Here is an 18,418-nt window from a genome sequence, read left to right as displayed (position 1 = left end):
ACAACTCACTGCCGCTCGCTACGATTTTCTCAGGCGTCGATACTGAACTTGATGCATACAATTGATTACAGCAACCCGGTGGCGCTGGCGATAATGCCGCCGCCCAGACACACGTCGCCGTCATACAGCACCGCCGACTGGCCGGGCGTGACCGCCCACTGGGCCTGGTCGAAGGCGAGGCCGAACAAGTCATCGCCGTTCGGCAGCAGCTGGCAGGCCACGTCGGCCTGGCGGTAGCGGGTTTTGGCCGACAGGGCGCCCGCCTGCGGCGCCACGCCCGCGATCCAGCTGGCCTGGTCGGCCGACAGCGCCGGCGACAGCAGCCACGGATGGTCATGGCCCTGCACCACGTACAGGGTGTTGTTGACGATATCCTTGCGCGCCACATACCAGGCGTCGCTGCTGCCGTCGGCGTTCTGGTACGACTTCACGCCGCCGATGCCGATGCCCTTGCGCTGCCCCAGGGTATAAAAGCTCAGGCCCACGTGTTCGCCCACGGTCTTGCCGTCGGCCGTCTTCATCGGGCCCGGCTTGTATGACAGGTAGCGGTTCAAAAATTCGCGGAACGGGCGCTCGCCGATAAAGCAGATGCCGGTCGAATCCTTCTTCTGCGCGTTCGGCAGCGCCAGTTTTTCGGCGATCTTGCGCACTTCCGTCTTCGGGATTTCACCGAGCGGGAACAGGGTCTTCGACAACTGCGCCTGGTTCAGGCGGTGCAGGAAATAACTTTGATCCTTGCTGGCGTCGACGGCTTTCATCAGCTCGTAGCGGGCGGTGTCGCCTGGCGCCTGGCGCACGCGCGCATAGTGGCCGGTGGCGATCAGGTCGGCGCCCAGGGTCATGGCGTGGTCGAGGAAGGCCTTGAACTTGATCTCGGCGTTGCACAGCACGTCCGGGTTCGGCGTGCGGCCGGCCTGGTATTCGCGCAGGAAGTCGGCGAAGACGCGGTCCTTGTATTCGGCGGCGAAATTGACGGCCTCGATATCGACGCCGATCACGTCGGCCACGCTGGCCGCGTCGATCCAGTCCTGGCGCGTCGAGCAGTATTCCGAATCGTCGTCGTCTTCCCAGTTTTTCATGAACAGGCCGATCACTTCATAGCCCTGTTCCTTCAGCATCCATGCGGCGACCGAGGAATCGACCCCGCCGGACATGCCGATCACGACTTTCTTCTTGCTCATCTTGCTTTCCAATAACTTGAATAATCGCTATGCGCTGTTGAATACAGACGCATGCGTGTGCAGCAACGCCAGCGGCGCGCGACGGCCTTCCAGGTATTCGTCGACGCATTGCAGCACCAGCGGGCTGCGGTGGCGGTCCTGGCAGGCCGCCAGTTCATCGCGCGTCAGCCACATGGTGCGCAGGATGCCTTCGTCGAGCGGACGGTCATGCTCGGCGCCGGCGGTGCCGCAAAAGGTGAAGCGCAAATACGTGACGTCTTCGCCCGTGCGCACCGACTGGTAGCGCGACATGTACATGCCGACCAGGCCCGTGGGGATGAAATCGTAGGCCGCTTCTTCCAGCGTTTCGCGGATCACCGCCTGCTCCAGCGACTCGAACGGGTCGAGGTGGCCGGCCGGTTGATTGATCTTGACGCCCTCGCTGGTCTCTTCTTCAATCAGTAAAAACAGGCCGTCGCGCTCGACGATGGCGGCAACGGTGACAGAGGGTTTCCAGATTCTCGGCATGATCCATCCTTGAAAGAGCCGACATTTTATCTTGTTCTGCGCGCACGGTCTGAACCCGGCTCGCTTTGCACCGACATATTGATAAAAGACAACATTTTTGCAAATAAAAGGGAGAGGCACTTACATCGTGCCGGCGGCGCGCACTAGCATGGGCAAGTTGATGGCAAGGCGCCCGGTGCGCCCGTCAATATAGGCGCTCTGCGTGGTCAAAACAAGCGCGCACGCATGCTTTGATGTGGCGAAATTGTCACAAGTTATCGCGGCAGCCGTGCTGGCGCGGCAGGCGGCGGCCCTTCAAAAATCAGTGCCGGGACTCTATAAGTTGCTGCTTCACAAATGTTTACGGCCGCAGTTTACGTGTTAGATTCTAGTCAGTTTAATAATTTCTGGAGGCATCATGAGGATAGGCATACCGGCCGAAACGCGGCCCGGCGAAACCCGGGTCGCGGCCACGCCCGAGACCGTCAAGAAGCTGGCGGCCAAGCACCAGATCGTCGTGCAGGCGGGGGCAGGCCTGCAGGCCTCGATTCCCGACGAGGCCTACGCCGCCGCCGGCGCACAGATCGGCAGCGCCCGGGAAGCCTACGGCTGCGCCATCGTGCTCAAGGTGCGCGCCCCCGACGCCGATGAACGCGCGCTGATGGCCTTTGGTACGGTGCTGATCGGCATGCTCAATCCGTTTGACGCCGACAATATCGCCGCCATGGCGGCGGCCGGCCTGTCCGCCTTCGCGCTGGAAGCCGTGCCGCGCATCACGCGCGCGCAGTCGATGGACGTGCTGTCCTCGCAAGCCAATATCGCCGGCTACAAGGCGGTGCTGGTGGCGGCCAATACCTACCAGCGCTTCATGCCGATGCTGATGACGGCGGCCGGCACCGTCAAGGCGGCGCGCGTGCTGATCATGGGCGTGGGCGTGGCCGGCCTGCAGGCGATCGCCACGGCCAAGCGCCTGGGCGCCGTGATCGAAGCGTCCGACGTGCGACCACCGGTCAAGGAACAAGTCGAGTCGCTGGGTGCCAAATTCCTCGACGTGCCCTTCCTTACCGACGAGGAAAAGGAAATCGCCAAGGGTTCGGGCGGCTACGCGCGCGCGATGCCGGCCGACTGGATGCGGCGCCAGGCCGAACTGGTGCATGAACGGGCGAAACTGGCCGACATCATCATCACCACCGCCTTGATTCCCGGCCGCGCGGCGCCGGTGCTGATCTCCGAAGAGACGGTGAAAGCGATGAAACCCGGTTCCGTGATCGTCGATCTGGCCGTGGAGCAGGGCGGCAACTGCCCGCTGTCCGAGCTGGGCAAGACGGTGGTGAAACACGGCGTATACATCGTCGGCGAGCCGAACCTGGCAACCCTGGTGGCGGCCGACGCCTCGGCCCTGTATGCGCGCAACGTGCTCGACTTCCTGAAGCTGATCTTCGACAAGGACGATGCGCTCCTGATCGACCGCGAGGATGAAATCATCAAGGCCAGCCTGGTGTGCACGGGCGGCGAAGTGTTACGCAAATAAGTTAGAAAATAACAATCGACATCGGGAGAGCGGCACCATGGATATCAGTCACACCATCACCAACCTTATCATCTTCGTGCTGGCCATTTATGTGGGCTACCACGTGGTCTGGACCGTCACGCCGGCGCTGCATACGCCGCTGATGGCCGTCACCAACGCCATTTCCGCCATCATCATCGTCGGCGCCATGCTGGCCGCCGGCCTGACGCAAGGCCCGCTGGCGCAGGCGGCCGGCACCCTGGCCGTGGCGCTGGCGGCGGTCAATGTGTTCGGCGGCTTCATGGTCACCCAGCGCATGCTCGAGATGTTCCGCAAAAAGGAACCGAAGGCCAAGCAGGGGGATAAACAATGAGCCACGCCATGAGCTTCGTCACCATGAACCTGGTGACGATGATGTACCTGATCGCCTCGGTGTGCTTTATCCAGGCCCTGAAAGGGCTGTCATCACCGGCCACGGCGCGCCGCGGCAATGCCTTCGGGATTTCCGGCATGGCCATCGCCGCCGTCACCACCGTCGCTTTGATCCTGAAACTGAAGGAGCAGCAGACGGGCGGCATGGGCCTGACCCTGGTCATCATCGGCATCGTGACGGGCGGCGCGATCGGCGCCTACCTGGCGAAAACCGTGGAAATGACCAAGATGCCGGAACTGGTGGCGGCCATGCATTCGCTGATCGGCCTGGCGGCCGTCTGCATCGCGGTGGCGGCCGTGTCGGAACCGTGGGCCTTCAATATCGCCGAACAGGGCCAGGCGCTGCCGATCGGTAACCGCTTCGAACTGTTCATCGGCACCTTTGTCGGCGCCATCACGTTTTCCGGTTCGGTGATCGCATTCGGCAAGCTGTCGGGCAAATACAAGTTCCGCCTGTTCCAGGGCGCGCCCGTCAGCTTCAAGGGCCAGCACATGCTCAACCTGGTGCTGGCGCTGGTGATGGTGGGCCTGGGCCTGGCGTTCTGCTTCGCCGACGGCGTGCAGCCTGCCTGGACGCCGTTCGTGATCATGGCCATCATCGCCTTTGCGCTGGGCGTGCTGATCATCATTCCGATCGGCGGCGCCGACATGCCGGTGGTGGTCTCGATGCTGAACAGTTATTCCGGCTGGGCGGCGGCCGGCATCGGCTTTTCGCTGAATAACTCGATGCTGATCATCGCGGGGTCTCTGGTGGGATCGAGTGGCGCGATCCTGTCGTACATCATGTGCAAGGCCATGAACCGCTCCTTCTTCAACGTGATCCTGGGCGGCTTCGGCGGCGATGCGCCGGCGGCCGGTGCGGCCGGTGCGCGGGAACAGCGGCCCGTGAAATCGGGGTCGGCCGACGACGCCGCCTTTATCATGGGCAATGCGGAAACCGTGATCATCGTGCCCGGCTACGGCCTGGCCGTGGCGCGCGCCCAGCATTCGTTGAAAGAGCTGGTGGAAAAGCTGACCCACAAGGGCGTCACCGTCAAGTATGCGATCCACCCGGTGGCCGGGCGCATGCCGGGCCACATGAACGTGCTGCTGGCCGAAGCCGAAGTGCCGTACGACCAGGTGTTCGAGATGGAGGACATCAACGGCGAATTCGGCCAGACCGACGTGGTGCTGGTGCTGGGCGCGAACGATGTCGTCAACCCGGCGGCGAAGGATCCCAAGTCGCCAATCGCCGGCATGCCGATCCTGGAAGCGTACAAAGCCAAGAGCATCATCGTCAACAAGCGTTCTATGGCCTCCGGCTATGCGGGCCTGGACAATGATTTGTTCTACCAGGCCAATACGATGATGGTGTTCGGCGACGCGAAAAAGGTGATCGAGGACATGCTCAAGGCGGTGGAGTAACGCCTTTACCCGGCCGCGGCCACCTGGTCGCGGCCCTGGTGCTTGGCCTGGTACAGGGCGCGGTCGGCGTCCGACATGGCCGCGTCCAGCGTCGCCCCTAAAGCCAGGGTGGCCACGCCGATGCTCATCGTCACATGCAGCGCCGTGCCGTCGGGCAGCGGCGTGGGGGCGGCCGCCACCGCCGCGCGGATGCGCTCGGCCACCTTGCAGGCCTGTTCCAGGCTGGCGTCGGGGAACAGCAGGCCGAATTCCTCGCCGCCCAGGCGCGCGCATACATCGCTCACGCGGCCCGCCTCGCGCAATACCCGCGCCACCGTGCGCAGCACGGCGTCGCCGACGGCATGGCCATGGCGGTCGTTGATTTTCTTGAAGTGATCGAGGTCGGCCACGCCGACCGCCAGCAGGCCGCCGCCACGCGCGGCCCGCGCCATCGCCTGCTCGGCCTGCGCTTCATAGGCGCGCCGGTTCGGCAGCGACGTCAGCGCATCGCACAGCGCCTGCTGTTCCAGCTGCGCCAGCAGGCTGGCGTTCTTGGCCGCCAGCTCGCGCCGTACGCGCACATCGAGCAGAAAGGCGCCGAAGTAGCGCATGCCGTCGACCATGCCCAGGTCCAGCGCTTTCATTTCGATCGGGATCATCTGTGCATTGCGGTGACGGATGGCGAACTCGCGGATTTTGCCCAGCACGCTGGAGGTGCGCGAACTGCGGATATAGGCCATCACCATATCATCGTGCTGCGCGGCCACCGCATCGGGCAGCAGGCCGTTCAGGGTCTGGCCCAGCAGTTCGCCGCTGGCATAGCCCGACAGCGCCTGCATGGCGCCATTGATATAGCAGATGCGGCATTGCTCGTCGATGATGATGACGGCGTCGAGCGCGTCTTCCAGCAGGCGGGAATACAGTACTTCGGGAAGCGCGGCAGGGGAAGCCGCAGGCAAGGCATCTGTCATGGGGACGAGGATCCGGTTGAACCCCATTGTCGCATCGACCGGACGTTTACTCCATGCCGGTCTTGCCAGCTGTGACTTTTTCGCCCGCTTTGTCTTCAGCGGCGGCCGTACATCATCAGTTCCGCTAAAGTTTTGCGCGCCGGGCCGACGATATCCAATAGCCCCAGCGACAGACCCAGCACGCTCTGCGCCGGCGTTGATCCCGTAAAGATGCGCGCCATGGTGTCGGTCACGCGCACGGTGGCGCCCCGGTCGGCCTGGCGCAGGCCGGCATAGCGCGCCAGCCCGGCCGGACCATGGTCCTGCGCCAGCACGCGGGCCAGCACGGCGGCGTCGCGCAGGCCCAGGTTCAGGCCCTGGCCGGCCACCGGATGCAGGGTTTGCGCCGCATTGCCGATGGCGACCGTGCGCGCTGTCCCTGGCGCTTGCGCGTTCAGTCCCAGCGGATAGGCCAGGCGCGGCGTGGCATGCGTAAAACGCCCCAGGCGGCCGCCAAAGGCGTCGCCCAGGCGCGCGAGAAACGCCGCATCGTCGAGCGCCAGCAGTTGCTCGGCGCGCGTCGGCGGCACGCACCACACCAGCGCATAGCCGTCGTCCTGCGGCAGCAGCGCCAGCGGGCCGTCGTCGGTAAACCGTTCATAGGCGCGGTGCGCGATCGGCGCATCGACCTTGACCCAGGCGATGATGGCGCTCTGGCCATAGTCGCGGCTGACGGCGCGCTCAAGCTGCTGGCCAAACAGGCCGCCTTCGGCCTGCGCCAGCAAGCGTGCATGGATATCGGACACCACGCCGTCCTGTTCCAGCGCCACGGTGACGCCCTCGGCGTCTTCGGTGCTGCCGGTGACCAGCGCCGGGCGCAAGGTGGCGATGTCCAGCCGCGCGCATTCTTCCGACAACACGGTGACGACATCGCCATAGCGGGCCACATAGCCGAGCGCATCAACGCCATGTTCGGCGCGGTCCATCAGGCTGCGCCCGAAACGGCCGCGGCGCGACACATGGATTTCATGGATGGCGGTGGCGGCCACCGGCCAGGCGCCCGCTTCCTCCAGGATCTGGCGGCTGCCGTACGACAGGGCGATGGTGCGCGGGTCGCGCCTGGCCTGCTCGACCGACTTGGCGTCGATCAGGGCGATGCCCGGCGCGCTGGCGCCGCGCCGTACCAGCAGGGCGGCCAGCGCCATGCCGACCGGGCCGGCGCCGCAGATGGCAAGGTCAAACGAAGACGATATAGGCATGCGGTGGCTTCAATCCGGTGACATCAGTTGTTCGATTTCAGCCACGCTTTTCGGCGCCGAGCTGAAGATTTCATGGCCTTGCGGCGTCACCAGCACATCATCCTCGATGCGGATGCCGATGTTCCAGAAGTGTTCCGGCACGCCGGGCGCCGGGCGCACATAGATGCCCGGTTCGACCGTCAGCACCATGCCCGCTTCCAGCGGCCGCCATGGCTTGCCTTCGGCCCCGGTGTCGCGGTAGGCGCCCACGTCGTGCACGTCCATCCCCAGCCAGTGGCTGGTGCCGTGCATGTAGAACGGCATGTAGGCCTTGTCGGCGATGACGTCCTGCACCCCGCCGCTCTTCTGGCGGTCCAGCAAACCCAGGTCCAGCATGCCTTGCGCCAGCACCAGCAGCGCCGCTTCGTGGATCAGGCTTTGCCGCAGGCCCGGGCGCACCATGTCGAGCGACGCCTGCTGCGCCGCCAGCACCAGTTCATACAAGTCGCGCTGCGGCGCGCTGAAACGGCCGCTGACGGGCCAGGTGCGCGTGATGTCGGAGGCATAGCCATCGAGTTCGCAGCCGGCGTCGACCAGCAGCAGTTCGCCATCGTGCAATACCGCGTCGTTGGCGCTGTAATGCAGGATGCAGGCGTTGGCGCCGCCGGCCACGATGGAGGTATAGGCGGGAAACTGCGCGCCGCTGCGGCGAAACTCGTACAGCAGTTCCGCTTCGATCGCGTATTCATGCAGGCCGGGGCGGGTGGCGCGCATGGCGCGCACGTGGGCCGCGCTGGCAATCGCCGCGGCGCGCCGCATCACGGTTTGTTCTTCCGGGTCTTTCAGCAGGCGCATGGCATCGAGCATGCCGGTGATGTCATGTGCGGTTGCCGGTGGCGTGACGCCGCTGCGGGCCTTTTGCTGCACCGTATGGCGCCACAGCTTGACCTGCACATCGAGGCTGCCGCCCATCGGGTAGTAAATCGCCGGCGCGTCGGTCAGCAGGCGCGCCATCTCCACGTCCAGTTCCTCGATCGCAAACGCGGCATCGAAGCCGAAGGCGGCGCGCGCCGCTTCCGGGCCATGGCGAAAACCGTCCCAGATTTCACGCTCGGTATTCTTGGCGCGGCAAAACAGGATGGCGCGCGCCGGCGCGGTGCCGCTGGCGGCCACCAGCGCCAGCGCGCTGTCCGGCTCCGTAAAGCCGCTCAAGTAATAAAACGCGCTGTCGTGGCGGTAGGGGTAGTCGCAATCGCTGTTGCGGGCCACCTCGGGCGCGGTGGCCAGGATGGCCACGCTGCCCGGCGCCATCTGCGCCATCACGGCCGCGCGGCGCGCCGCGTGATTGGCCATCATGCTGCGGGCGTGCCTGGCTTGACGCCATTGAGCACGTCCAGCTGGGCCGGCGTGCCGACATTGGTCCACTCGCCCGGATAGATTTCGCCGCCAATGCGGCCCAGCTCGGCATACTTGCGCAGCAAATCGCCCAGGCCCGCATGGCTGCCGGGGGCGATGCCGTCGAACATTTCAGGCCGGTACACGCCGATATTGGCAAACGTCCATTTCGGCTCGCCCGTATTGTTGATCGCATACAGGGTCAGGCCGAAGTCGCCGTTCGGGTGGAAATCGGGATTCGGCACCAGGTAGGTCCAGGCGATATCGCGTTCGTCTTGCGGGTAGGGCGTGCCCAGCACGTCCTTGTCGGCCAGCACGTCGAGCACCTGCTTGAAGTCGAAATACGGGCAATAGATATCGCCGGAAATCGCCAGGAACGGTTCCTCGCCCAGCAGATGACGGGCCTGGGCGATGCCGCCGGCCGTTTCCAGCGGGGTGGTCTCGGGCGAATACGCGATGCGCGCGCCATAGGCGCTGCCGTCGCCCAGGGTTTCCTCGATCAAATGGCCCAAATGGGAATGGTTGATGACGATCTCGGTAATGCCGGCGCGCACCAGGTTCAGCACATGCCAGACGATCAGCGGACGGCCGCGTACTTTCAGCAGCGGTTTGGGGCAGGTATCGGTGAGCGGACGCATCCGTTCACCGCGGCCTGCGGCAAAAATCATGGCTTTCATGGAAATCTTTTCTGATCAGAATGTGTAACCAACCTGCGGCGCTTTATTTTCCAGCGCGTCGAGCAGGCGCACCAGCGGTTTCAATTCCGTATAGCGGTTGGCCGTCTTGCGCACGTAGTCGAGCACGGTTGGCAGGTCGCCCATGTACAGCGACTTGCCGTCGCGGTAGTTCAGGCGCGCGAACAGGCCGAGGATCTTCAGGTGGCGCTGCAGGGCCGTGAATTCGAAGTCGCGGTAAAAGGCGTCGATATCGGGATTGACGGGCAGGCCCAACTGCTTGGCGCGCTGCCAGTAGCGGATCACCCAGTCGAGCACCAGTTCTTCATCCCACTGTATGTAGGCGTCGCGCAGCAGCGAGGCGATATCGTAGGTGATGGGGCCGAACACGGCGTCCTGGAAGTCGAGGATGCCGGGATTGGGCAGGGAACCGTCGTTGACATGCATCAGGTTGCGCGAATGGTAGTCGCGGTGCATGAAAACTTGTTGCTGCGACAAGATATTCGCCGTGATGGCCTCGAACACCTTGTTCAGCTGGGTTTCCTGCACGTCGGTCAGGGTGGCGCCCAGATGCTTGCCGATAAACCATTCCGGGAACAGATTCATTTCGCGCAAAATGAAGGCGCGGTCGAATTCGGGCAGCACGCCCGGCTCGCTGGCCTGCTGGATTTTCATGAGCGACTCCAGCGCTTCGGCGTACAGTACGGCCGCGTTGTCGTGGTTCAGCGCGTCGAGATAGGTGGTGGTGCCCAGGTCGGACAGCAGCAAAAAGCCGTTGTCCAGGTCTTGCGCGACGATCTCGGGCACCGACACGCCGGCGCTTTTCAGCAGGCCTGCCACCTTGACGAAGGCGGGCACGTTTTCGCGCTCGGGCGGCGCATCCATGGCGATCAGGGTGGCGCCCGGCACGTTGGCAGCGCCCGGCAGCACGTCGAGCCGGTAGTAGCGGCGGAAGCTCGCATCGCTGGAGGCGGGGCGGGCCGAATCGGGGGCGACGAGGTTCAGCGTGGTCAACCAGGCTTTCAACAGGGTCAGGCGAGCGTCGGCCTGCGCCGGCGCGGTGGTGGAATTGGAAGAGAATGACATTAAGCGGCCTGTGGAATCGGGTTGATCGTGCGGATTCCCATATAATAAGGGATTCAAATCAAAAAATCGCCTGTCAATGGTGCTTGCCCCTTCGAATTCATGAGCTGGTTTTCGGCCTCCCCCTCTTCACAGCGCTGGGCTTTTGCCATCAGCGCGCTCGTCACCGCCACCGCGGTGCCTGCCCACGCCCAGAAAGCGCCCCGCCCGCATGTGGAGAAAGCGCCTCGCCCGGCGCATGTGGAAGAGCCGGAGGCGCCCACCGTCATGACGGCGGACAGCATGAGCGGCCGGCCGGAACGCGAGCTCAATCTCAATAATAATGTGGTGATCGAGCGGGGCACGACCACCAAAATGACGGCCGATACAGCTTGTTACAAACAAGTTGAAGACGAGTTCGACGCCGAGGGCAAGATCAAGATGTGGCGTTTCGGCGACTATTACACGGGCGACGTGATGAAGCTGAACATGGAGACCGGCAAGGGTTTCCTGCTCAACCCCACGTATCGCTTCGAAGTCGGCGGCGGGCGCGGCAAGGCCGAGCGAGTCGACTTCATCAACCAGGACGAAGCGACCGTCATCGACGGTACTTACAGCACCTGCGAAGGTCCGAACCCCGACTGGTACCTGAAGTCGAGCACCCTGAACCTCGATTCCGGGCGCGACGTGGGTACCGGCAGCAAGACCATCATCTATTTCAAGGACGTGCCGATCCTGGGCACGCCCGGCATCTCGTTCTCGCTGTCGGGCGCGCGCCGCTCGGGCTGGCTGGCGCCGACACCGGGCTTCAACTCGAAAAACGGCTTTGAACTGCTGGTGCCCTACTACCTCAATATCGCGCCGAACCGCGACCTGACCCTGTATCCGAAATACATACAGCGGCGCGGCATCCAGCTGGGCGCCGTCGGGCGCTACCTGGGCGAGACGGACGCCGGCCTGTACAGCGGCGAGACCGCGATCGAGTACTTGCCGAACGACAAGCAGACCAAGACCGACCGCTACATGATCAGGTCCAAGCATGAGCAGGCGCTGGCCGTGGGCTGGACCTATGGCTGGGATGTGCGCGAAGCGTCCGACAATAATTATCCGAGCGACTTTTCGAAAAACGTGGCCGGCGCCACCGAGCGCCAGCTGCTGCGCGAGTTGCGCACCGACTACCGCACCGAGGACTGGAGCCTGACGGCGCGCGTGCAGAATTACCAGGTGCTGCAGGACCCGGCCGCCGCGACCGACCCCAGCCTGACCGTCACGCGGCCGTATGACCGTTTGCCGTCGATTAACTTCCATGCAGGCAAATATGATGTCTGGGGCGGTTTCGACTGGACGCTCGACAGCGAAGTGACGCGTTTCGCGCACCCGACCCTGGTGCAGGGGACACGCATGGTGGTGGTGCCGCAGATCAGTTTCCCGATCGTGCGCCCCGGCTACTTCATTACGCCCAAGCTGATGCTGAACGCCAGCGCCTACCAGCTCGACAACAACGCCACCACCAAGGCGTCGTTCCCGAATACCTCGTTTTCGCGCGCGATTCCCACCATTTCGGTCGACAGCGGCCTGGTGTTCGAACGCGACAGCAACCTGTTCGGCGCCAAGGGTGGCACGCAGACCTTCGAGCCGCGGCTGTTCTATGTCTACACGCCTTACCGCGACCAGTCGCAGTTCCCGAATTTCGATACGGCCGACGCGACGTTCAACCTGACGCAGATCTTCACGGAAAACCGTTTTGTCGGCAGCGACCGCATCGGCGACGCCAACCAGGTGACGGCGGCCGTCGTCTCGCGCTTCCTGCAGGCCGATGGCGCCGAGCGCCTGCGCCTGACCTTCGGCCAGCGTTTCTACTTTGCCGACCAGCGCGTGCAGCTGGCGTCGACCACGCCGGTCAACCAGGCGCGCTCGGACATTCTGCTGGCCGCCACCGGCCGCGTGTCGGAAACCTGGACCGTCGACAGCCTGGTACAGTACAACCCGAGCGACAGCCAGCTGGTCAGTTCGACCTATTCGGTACAATACCAGCCGGGTCCGAAAAAAGTGCTGAACGTCGGCAGCCGTTTCCAGCGCGGCAGCTTCCGCAATGCCGAAGTGTCGGGGCAGTGGCCGCTGAGCGAGCGCCTGTATGGCGTGGGCCGGGTCAGCTACTCGCTGCTCGACCGCCGCCTGCTCGAAGGCCTGATCGGCCTGGAATACAAGGGCGACTGCTGGGTATTCCGCATGGGTGCGCAGCGTTTCGTGACGTCGGCACAGAAATCGTCGACCCCGATCTTTTTCCAGCTGGAACTGACTGGCCTGTCGAATGGCCTGGGCCTGGGCGCGAATGGCCTGGAAACATTTACAAAAACGATCCCTGGCTATCAGGCATTGAGCACGCCTATCCGTTAAGATGGGCGCTGCTGCCGCCGCCGGTGTTCCCGGCGCTGGCGCAAACCGGTTTTTTTATTCACCTGAACTCATGAGCGCTCTACACATTATGCGTAATGCCAGTATGCACCAACTCAAAATTGCCGCGGTTCTGTTGTGCGCCATGTCCGGCGCCACGACCAGTAGTGTCTGGGCGCAACAGGCCGCTCCTGCCGCCGCTGCCAAGCCTGCCGCCGCCAAGCCCGCGCCGGTCCAGGGTTTTACCCCGCCAGCGTCCAGCAGCGGCAAGACCATCGATTCGATCGCCGTCGTCGTCAATGACGATGTGATCACCCGCAATGAAGTCGCGGCGCGCATCAAGAGTGTGGAACAGCGCATGAAGGCGCAGAACGTGCCCTTGCCCGACCCTGCCGACCTGCGCCGTCAATTGCTTGAGCGCATGATCGTCGAGCGCGCACAGATGCAGCTGGCCAAGGAAATGGGCGTGCGCGTCGATGACCAGACGCTGGACCGCGCCATCGGCCGCATCGCCGAACAGCAAAAAATGACCATCCAGGACTTGCGCAACCAGATGGAAAAGGAAGGCACGCCGTTTGCCACTTTCCGCGAGGAAATCCGTGACGAAATCATCATGCAGCGCCTGCGCGAACATGAAGTCGACGCCAAGATCCAGATTTCGGACTCCGAAGTGGACAACTTCCTGGCGGCCGAAAAAGCCGCCGCCAGCGAGCAGGTCGAGATGAACCTGGCGCAGATCCTGGTACGCATCCCGGAAAATTCCAGCCCGGAACAGATCGCGGCCCGCCGCGCGCGCGCCGACGAAGTCAGCCGCCAGCTGCGCACCGGCGCCGATTTCGCCAAGATGGCCGCCACCTATTCCGACGCCAGCGATGCGCTGAGCGGTGGTGATATCGGCTGGCGCGACAGCAACCGCCTGCCGCCGCTGTTTACCGAGCAGCTGCTGAAGCTGAAGCCGGGCCAGATCACGCCTATTATCAAAAGCAACACCGGTTTCCATATTCTGAAGCTGGTGGACCGCCGCAGCGCGGCCGAAGCGCAGGCGGTGGCCGCCGTGCAGCAGACCCATGCGCGCCATATCTTGCTGAAAGTCACGCCGACCCTGTCGGCCGCCGAAGCCAAGCGCAAGCTGGTGGACCTGAAGGAACGCCTCGATAACAAGGCCGCCAAGTTCGAAGACCTGGCCCGCTTGTTCTCGAACGACAGTTCGGCGGCCAAGGGCGGCGACCTGGGCTGGCTGGCGCCGGGCGACACCATGCCGGAATTCGAGACCGCCATGAACGCGCTGAAACCGGGCCAGGTCAGCGAGCCGATCGAGACCAGCTTCGGTTTCCATTTGATCGAAGTGCTGGAACGCAAGAGCGACGACGTGTCGAAAGAAAAAGAACGCAACGCCGCCCGCAACGCCCTGCGCGAGCGCAAGCTGGAAGAAGCGACGGAGAGCTGGGCGCGCGAAGTGCGCGACCGTGCCTACGTCGAATTCCGCGCCGACGACCAGTAATGTCGACAGCAACTACACGGCGTCCGGCCATCGCCATCACCTGTGGCGAACCGGCCGGCGTCGGTCCGGAAATTTCGATCCGCGCGGCCTGGGCCATGCGCCATGAAGCGAACTGCATCCTGCTCGGCGACGCGGCCTATCTGGCGCTGACCGCCAGCCTGATCGACCCCGAGATCCGCCTGGCGGCGCTGTCGCTGCAGGCGGTGCGCAACAGCGGCCTGCCGAACTTCGGTCCCGGCCGCCTGGCGGTGATCGACATCCCCACCGTCAACAATGTGATTCCCGGCGTGCTCGACAAGGACAATGGCCGCGCCGTGCTCGACACGCTCGATGCGGCCGTCGAAGGCATACAAGCCGGCTGGTTCGGCGCTATGGTGACGGCGCCCTTGCAAAAAAGCACGATCAATGACGCCGGCATCGCCTTTACGGGCCACACCGAATACCTGGCCGACAAAACGGCTACCCGACAGGTGGTGATGATGCTGGCAGGCGAGCCCGGCCAGGGCCAGCCGGTGCTGCGCGTGGCGCTGGCCACCACCCATCTGCCCTTGAAAGACGTGCCGGCCGCCATCACGCCGGACGGCCTGGCCACCACGCTCGACATCATCCACGCCGACCTGCGCAGCAAATTCGGCATCGCCGCGCCGCGCATCCTGGTCACCGGCCTGAACCCGCATGCGGGCGAGGGTGGCTACCTGGGGCGCGAGGAGATCGACGTGATCGCGCCGGCGATTGCCGCCGCCCAGGCGCGCGGCATCGATGCGCGCGGCCCGTATCCGGCCGATACCCTGTTCCAGCAGAAATACCTGGCCGATGCCGATTGCGTGCTGGCCATGTACCACGACCAGGGCTTGCCGGTATTGAAATACGCCACCTTTGGCCGCGGCATCAATGTCACCCTGGGCCTGCCCCTGATCCGCACCTCGGTCGACCATGGCACGGCGCTGGACGTGGCGGCGCAGGGCCTGGGCCTGGCCGACTGCGGCAGCATGCAGCAGGCCTTGCGCACGGCGCACGACATGCTGCATGCCAGCAACCAGACCTGAAGCAGGAGCGTAGGTCGGGTTAGCCGGCACGGCGTAACCCGACACTGCCCGCTCAACCAATCCCGCCGGCCCGTGCCGGCTTTACCGCATTGATAGAAAACAGACTATGAAACACGTTGCCCGCAAACGCTTTGGCCAGAACTTCCTGCATGACCGCTTCGTCCTCGACGACATTACGGCCGCCATCGCGCCGCAGCCGGACGACGCCATGGTCGAGATCGGCCCCGGCCTGGGCGCGATGACGGAGCAGCTGCTGCGCCACCTGAAGCAGATGCACGTGGTGGAACTGGACCGCGACCTGATCGTGCGCCTGGAAAAAACATTTAATCCTGCCAAGCTGACGATCCACTCGGGCGACGCGCTGAAATTCGATTTCGCGCAGATTCCGGTGCCGGAAGGACAAAAACTGCGCATCGTCGGCAACCTGCCGTACAACATTTCCAGCCCGCTGCTGTTCCACCTGGCGGACTTCGCGCCGCTGGTGCTGGACCAGCATTTCATGCTGCAAAAGGAAGTGGTCGAGCGCATGGTGGCCGAACCGGGCAGCAAGGCCTATGGCCGGCTGTCGGTGATGCTGCAATGGCGCTACAAGATGTCATTGCTGTTCATCGTGCCGCCGACGGCCTTCGATCCCCCGCCGAAAGTCGAGTCCGCCATCGTGCGCATGATTCCCGTTGAACAACGTTTGCCGTGCGACCAGGAAACCCTGGAAGCGGTGGTCATGAAGGCGTTTTCGCAGCGCCGCAAGGTGATCCGCAACTGCCTGGCCGGCATGTTTACGGAAGAGCAGATCATCGCCGCCGGCATCGACCCGACCAAGCGTCCGGAAACCGTGGGGCTGGAGCAGTATGTGGCGCTGGCGAATTTGTTGAAAGCGCCGGCCTGATCAGAACCACTGATCCACCTGCTTCAAATCCTGCTTCAGCGCCAGAAAGCAGTGATCGACATGGTGGTTGCGGCTGATTTCATTGCGCCGCATCAGCGCGATCTTGCGCTTGCAGGTGGGCTGGCGCAGCGGCGCCACGTGCAGGTCGTCGTCGTTGAGAAACGTCGTGTACAGGCTGGGCATGACGCCCACCGCGATGCCTGCGCGCACCACGCCGTACAGCGACTCGCTGTGCACCATCTGGTACAGGGACGACGGGTGCAGGCCATGCTGGCGCAGCGCGCTCGAGGCGAATTCCCAGATGCTGCCCTTGGTGAATACCACGATCTCCTGGCCCGACAACTGATCCCAGCGCACTTCCTGCAGCGCCGACAGCGCATGGCTGCGCGCCGTCACCAGCACCAGCTCGTCTTCGAACAGGCCCACCGTTTCCAGCGAGACGGCGCCCGGCACTTCGATGCCGACGCAAAAGTCGAGCTGGCCTGAATGCAGCGCCTGCAGCAGGCCGTCGTTGGGCATGTCCGATAACATGATTTCCACTTCATCGCCATGCTCTTCGTTGTAGCGCGCCACCACCACCGCCGTCATCGCCATCGCCGACGGGATGGCGCCGATGCGGATGCGGTGCCGTCCGCTGCCGATGGCGCGCTGGATATCGGCAAAGGTATTGCTGGCCGTATTCAATAAATGGATGGTGTAATCGAGCGCCAGCCTGCCTTCGCGCGTCAGTTCCAGCTGGTGGGTTGTGCGGTTAAACAACTTATTGCCCAACTGATTTTCCAACAGCTTGATCGAGGCGCTCAGCGCCGGCTGGGTCACGCACAGTTCCTGTGCAGCCTTGCTGAAGCTGTTTACACGGGCTAGCGTGGCAAAAGCTTGTAAATGACGTAAGGAAATTTTTTTATTCAGCTCATGCATGGATCTGTTTATCAAAAAAAGTAATGGATTTATAAAAATAAACAAATTTTCTTATCCTGCAATTTACCATATTCTGAACTGGTCTTGCCTTGTTATGAAAGCAACATTTTCCCGCAAGCCATGGAATGGCGCACCGTCACCAGCGGCTGCAGCCACGCCTGCAGACAGTACAACTCAAAAAATAACTCAGCGGATAACTTGAACAGGGCGGCGGCAATGAACAAATGGATGACGGGAACGATGGTGGTGGGTGGCTTGCTGGCGGCGCAGGGCGCAGCGCAGGCGCAAAGCAGCGTGCAGGTGTATGGCCTGATCTCGGCCGGCATCGGCTACACCTCGGATGAAAATGGCCGCAACCTGACACATGCCCTGAGCGGCACCAACCAGAACCCGCGCATCGGCTTTCGCGGCCAGGAAGACCTGGGCAATGGCAACAAGGCGCTGTTCGTGCTGGAAAATGGTTTCAATGTGATGACCGGCACGGCCGCGCAAAGCGGGCGCCTGTTCGGCCGCCAGTCCTTCGTCGGCTTGTCCAGCAACGACAAGGGCACCTTGACCCTGGGCCGCCAGTACGAGGCCGTCAAGGACCTGCTGGGCCCGGTGGTGATCGCCAGTAACGGCGTGCATATCGGCGACAACGACAATGGCTACAACAACCTGCGCGTGCAGAATGCCATCAAGTATGTCAGCCCGACCATCAGCAATGTTGCCTTCACCGGCCTGTACGGTTTCAGCGAAAACCCGGAAAGCTCCAGCCGCAACCGCGTCTACAGCGCCGGTGCGCAGTACAAGGCCGACGCGTTCAGCTGGGCGCTGGCGTATTCCAAGCTCGACCATCCGAACGCGGCCGAATCGCCGAACGGCGCCATCGGCAACGACTATGGCAGCTCCTTGCTGATCTTTAACAAGAGCGCGGTCAAAGGCGTGGGCGTGGACAGCCAGGCCATCGTCGGCACGGGCGGCTTCTATAATGTGGGCAAGACCAAGTTCGGCGCGCTGTACACCAATGTGCGCTACCACTATATGGACCAGAGCAATCTGACCCTGCAGAACGTGGACGTGAACCTGAACCACAAGCTGACGGAAGCGTTGAACCTGGGCGCCTCGTATTTCTATACCACCGGCAAATACGACGTGATCAACAAGACGCCGAAATGGCACCAGGTCAACTTTCAGGCCGATTACTTCCTGTCCAAGCGCACCGATGTGGCCATCACCTGGAGCTACCAGAAGGCGGCCGGCGACGCGACGTTCGCGCGCGTGTTCGGCTTCGGCGCCTCGTCCGGCAAGACGCAAAGCGTGCTGATCCTTGGTATGCGCCATTATTTCTGACATCTGTCCCATCTTTACCGGCGCTGCCCG

Annotated in this window: 17 protein-coding genes; 9 read left to right on the top strand and 8 right to left on the bottom strand. The window is 63.4% G+C overall.

All coding sequences use genetic code 11. The features are described 5' to 3' along the window. Positions 1–65: 65 nt before the first annotated feature. Positions 66–1,181 carry a tRNA 2-thiouridine(34) synthase MnmA gene (gene mnmA, locus ACP7B7_RS22290; protein ID WP_308924087.1) on the bottom strand — a complete coding sequence of 372 codons (1,116 nt, stop codon included), beginning with the start codon at positions 1,179–1,181 and terminating at the stop codon, positions 66–68. A gap of 27 nt (positions 1,182–1,208) precedes the next feature. Next, positions 1,209–1,688 carry an NUDIX hydrolase gene (locus ACP7B7_RS22285; protein ID WP_065307038.1) on the bottom strand — a complete coding sequence of 160 codons (480 nt, stop codon included), beginning with the start codon at positions 1,686–1,688 and terminating at the stop codon, positions 1,209–1,211. Positions 1,689–2,085: 397 nt separating this feature from the next. Between ACP7B7_RS22285 and ACP7B7_RS22280 the strand changes: the two genes are divergently transcribed. The 3 genes from ACP7B7_RS22280 to ACP7B7_RS22270 are packed head-to-tail and all read left to right on the top strand — an operon-like array spanning position 2,086 to position 5,013. After that, positions 2,086–3,198, top strand: a complete 1,113-nt coding sequence (locus ACP7B7_RS22280; protein ID WP_426078114.1) for a Re/Si-specific NAD(P)(+) transhydrogenase subunit alpha — start codon at positions 2,086–2,088, stop codon at positions 3,196–3,198. 37 nt (positions 3,199–3,235) lie between these two features. Beyond that, positions 3,236–3,550: an NAD(P) transhydrogenase subunit alpha gene (locus tag ACP7B7_RS22275; RefSeq protein ID WP_308924089.1), complete on the top strand. Its 315-nt coding sequence runs from the start codon at positions 3,236–3,238 to the stop codon at positions 3,548–3,550. Positions 3,551–3,558: 8 nt separating this feature from the next. After that, entirely contained in the window at positions 3,559–5,013 is a 1,455-nt protein-coding gene (locus ACP7B7_RS22270) for an NAD(P)(+) transhydrogenase (Re/Si-specific) subunit beta (RefSeq protein WP_426078156.1), read from the top strand. A gap of 5 nt (positions 5,014–5,018) precedes the next feature. On the opposite strand, the gene ACP7B7_RS22265 is transcribed toward ACP7B7_RS22270, so the two are convergent. From ACP7B7_RS22265 to ACP7B7_RS22245, 5 genes are all read right to left on the bottom strand, one after another. Next, positions 5,019–5,963: a GGDEF domain-containing protein gene (locus ACP7B7_RS22265; protein WP_426078113.1), complete on the bottom strand. Its 945-nt coding sequence runs from the start codon at positions 5,961–5,963 to the stop codon at positions 5,019–5,021. A 95-nt stretch (positions 5,964–6,058) separates the two neighbouring features. Then, positions 6,059–7,201 (bottom strand): FAD-dependent monooxygenase, encoded by a 1,143-nt coding sequence (locus ACP7B7_RS22260; RefSeq protein ID WP_426078112.1) that lies wholly within the window; start codon positions 7,199–7,201, stop codon positions 6,059–6,061. A 9-nt stretch (positions 7,202–7,210) separates the two neighbouring features. Further along, positions 7,211–8,533 (bottom strand): aminopeptidase P N-terminal domain-containing protein, encoded by a 1,323-nt coding sequence (locus ACP7B7_RS22255; RefSeq protein WP_426078155.1) that lies wholly within the window; start codon positions 8,531–8,533, stop codon positions 7,211–7,213. After that, the gene (gene murU, locus ACP7B7_RS22250; protein WP_426078111.1) at positions 8,533–9,252 is read right to left on the bottom strand and encodes an N-acetylmuramate alpha-1-phosphate uridylyltransferase MurU; all 720 of its coding nucleotides are present in this window, start codon (positions 9,250–9,252) and stop codon (positions 8,533–8,535) included. The genes ACP7B7_RS22255 and murU overlap by 1 nt, the downstream gene beginning before the upstream one ends. 15 nt (positions 9,253–9,267) lie before the next feature. Continuing rightward, on the bottom strand, positions 9,268–10,335 hold the full coding sequence (locus tag ACP7B7_RS22245; RefSeq protein ID WP_426078110.1) for an aminoglycoside phosphotransferase family protein: 1,068 nt from the start codon (positions 10,333–10,335) through the stop codon (positions 9,268–9,270). Between the two features lie 99 nt (positions 10,336–10,434). Here ACP7B7_RS22245 and ACP7B7_RS22240 point away from each other — a divergent pair, with 99 nt between their 5' ends. From ACP7B7_RS22240 to rsmA, 4 genes are all read left to right on the top strand, one after another. Further along, on the top strand, positions 10,435–12,708 hold the full coding sequence (locus tag ACP7B7_RS22240; RefSeq protein ID WP_426078109.1) for an LPS-assembly protein LptD: 2,274 nt from the start codon (positions 10,435–10,437) through the stop codon (positions 12,706–12,708). 88 nt (positions 12,709–12,796) lie between these two features. After that, entirely contained in the window at positions 12,797–14,206 is a 1,410-nt protein-coding gene (locus ACP7B7_RS22235; RefSeq protein WP_426078108.1) for a peptidylprolyl isomerase, read from the top strand. After that, positions 14,206–15,252 carry a 4-hydroxythreonine-4-phosphate dehydrogenase PdxA gene (gene pdxA / locus ACP7B7_RS22230; RefSeq protein WP_426078107.1) on the top strand — a complete coding sequence of 349 codons (1,047 nt, stop codon included), beginning with the start codon at positions 14,206–14,208 and terminating at the stop codon, positions 15,250–15,252. The genes ACP7B7_RS22235 and pdxA overlap by 1 nt, the downstream gene beginning before the upstream one ends. 106 nt (positions 15,253–15,358) lie before the next feature. After that, entirely contained in the window at positions 15,359–16,138 is a 780-nt protein-coding gene (rsmA, locus tag ACP7B7_RS22225; RefSeq protein WP_426078106.1) for a 16S rRNA (adenine(1518)-N(6)/adenine(1519)-N(6))-dimethyltransferase RsmA, read from the top strand. Here the strand turns inward: rsmA and ACP7B7_RS22220 are convergent, their stop codons facing one another. Then, positions 16,139–17,056 (bottom strand): LysR family transcriptional regulator, encoded by a 918-nt coding sequence (locus ACP7B7_RS22220; protein ID WP_308924098.1) that lies wholly within the window; start codon positions 17,054–17,056, stop codon positions 16,139–16,141. On the opposite strand from ACP7B7_RS22220, the gene ACP7B7_RS22215 reads away from it, so the two are divergent. Both ACP7B7_RS22215 and ACP7B7_RS22210 read left to right on the top strand, forming a co-directional pair. Beyond that, positions 17,055–17,258, top strand: coding sequence for a hypothetical protein (locus ACP7B7_RS22215; protein ID WP_426078105.1), 204 nt, complete (start codon positions 17,055–17,057; stop codon positions 17,256–17,258). The two genes, ACP7B7_RS22220 and ACP7B7_RS22215, sit on opposite strands and share 2 nt — an antisense overlap. Positions 17,259–17,272: 14 nt before the next feature. Next, positions 17,273–18,388, top strand: a complete 1,116-nt coding sequence (locus tag ACP7B7_RS22210; protein WP_426078104.1) for a porin — start codon at positions 17,273–17,275, stop codon at positions 18,386–18,388. Positions 18,389–18,418 lie beyond the last annotated feature (30 nt).

The organism is Janthinobacterium sp. PSPC3-1 (assembly GCF_049896105.1).
In the GTDB taxonomy this organism is placed as follows: Bacteria; Pseudomonadota; Gammaproteobacteria; order Burkholderiales; family Burkholderiaceae_D; genus Janthinobacterium.
Note: the sequence above shows the minus strand (reverse complement) of the source record. Positions and strands in the feature narration are given on the sequence as shown.

What these genes read in the sequence shown, in the direction of transcription:
- mnmA (WP_308924087.1), bottom strand. Translation starts at nt 1,181, where the DNA reads ATGAGCAAGAAGAAAGTCGTGATCGGCATGTCCGGCGGGGTCGATTCC.
- ACP7B7_RS22285 (WP_065307038.1), bottom strand. Translation starts at nt 1,688, where the DNA reads ATGCCGAGAATCTGGAAACCCTCTGTCACCGTTGCCGCCATCGTCGAG.
- ACP7B7_RS22280 (WP_426078114.1), top strand. Translation starts at nt 2,086, where the DNA reads ATGAGGATAGGCATACCGGCCGAAACGCGGCCCGGCGAAACCCGGGTC.
- ACP7B7_RS22275 (WP_308924089.1), top strand. Translation starts at nt 3,236, where the DNA reads ATGGATATCAGTCACACCATCACCAACCTTATCATCTTCGTGCTGGCC.
- ACP7B7_RS22270 (WP_426078156.1), top strand. Translation starts at nt 3,559, where the DNA reads ATGAGCTTCGTCACCATGAACCTGGTGACGATGATGTACCTGATCGCC.
- ACP7B7_RS22265 (WP_426078113.1), bottom strand. Translation starts at nt 5,963, where the DNA reads ATGACAGATGCCTTGCCTGCGGCTTCCCCTGCCGCGCTTCCCGAAGTA.
- ACP7B7_RS22260 (WP_426078112.1), bottom strand. Translation starts at nt 7,201, where the DNA reads ATGCCTATATCGTCTTCGTTTGACCTTGCCATCTGCGGCGCCGGCCCG.
- ACP7B7_RS22255 (WP_426078155.1), bottom strand. Translation starts at nt 8,533, where the DNA reads ATGGCCAATCACGCGGCGCGCCGCGCGGCCGTGATGGCGCAGATGGCG.
- murU (WP_426078111.1), bottom strand. Translation starts at nt 9,252, where the DNA reads ATGAAAGCCATGATTTTTGCCGCAGGCCGCGGTGAACGGATGCGTCCG.
- ACP7B7_RS22245 (WP_426078110.1), bottom strand. Translation starts at nt 10,335, where the DNA reads ATGTCATTCTCTTCCAATTCCACCACCGCGCCGGCGCAGGCCGACGCT.
- ACP7B7_RS22240 (WP_426078109.1), top strand. Translation starts at nt 10,435, where the DNA reads ATGAGCTGGTTTTCGGCCTCCCCCTCTTCACAGCGCTGGGCTTTTGCC.
- ACP7B7_RS22235 (WP_426078108.1), top strand. Translation starts at nt 12,797, where the DNA reads ATGCGTAATGCCAGTATGCACCAACTCAAAATTGCCGCGGTTCTGTTG.
- pdxA (WP_426078107.1), top strand. Translation starts at nt 14,206, where the DNA reads ATGTCGACAGCAACTACACGGCGTCCGGCCATCGCCATCACCTGTGGC.
- rsmA (WP_426078106.1), top strand. Translation starts at nt 15,359, where the DNA reads ATGAAACACGTTGCCCGCAAACGCTTTGGCCAGAACTTCCTGCATGAC.
- ACP7B7_RS22215 (WP_426078105.1), top strand. Translation starts at nt 17,055, where the DNA reads ATGGATCTGTTTATCAAAAAAAGTAATGGATTTATAAAAATAAACAAA.
- ACP7B7_RS22220 (WP_308924098.1), bottom strand. Translation starts at nt 17,056, where the DNA reads ATGCATGAGCTGAATAAAAAAATTTCCTTACGTCATTTACAAGCTTTT.
- ACP7B7_RS22210 (WP_426078104.1), top strand. Translation starts at nt 17,273, where the DNA reads ATGAACAAATGGATGACGGGAACGATGGTGGTGGGTGGCTTGCTGGCG.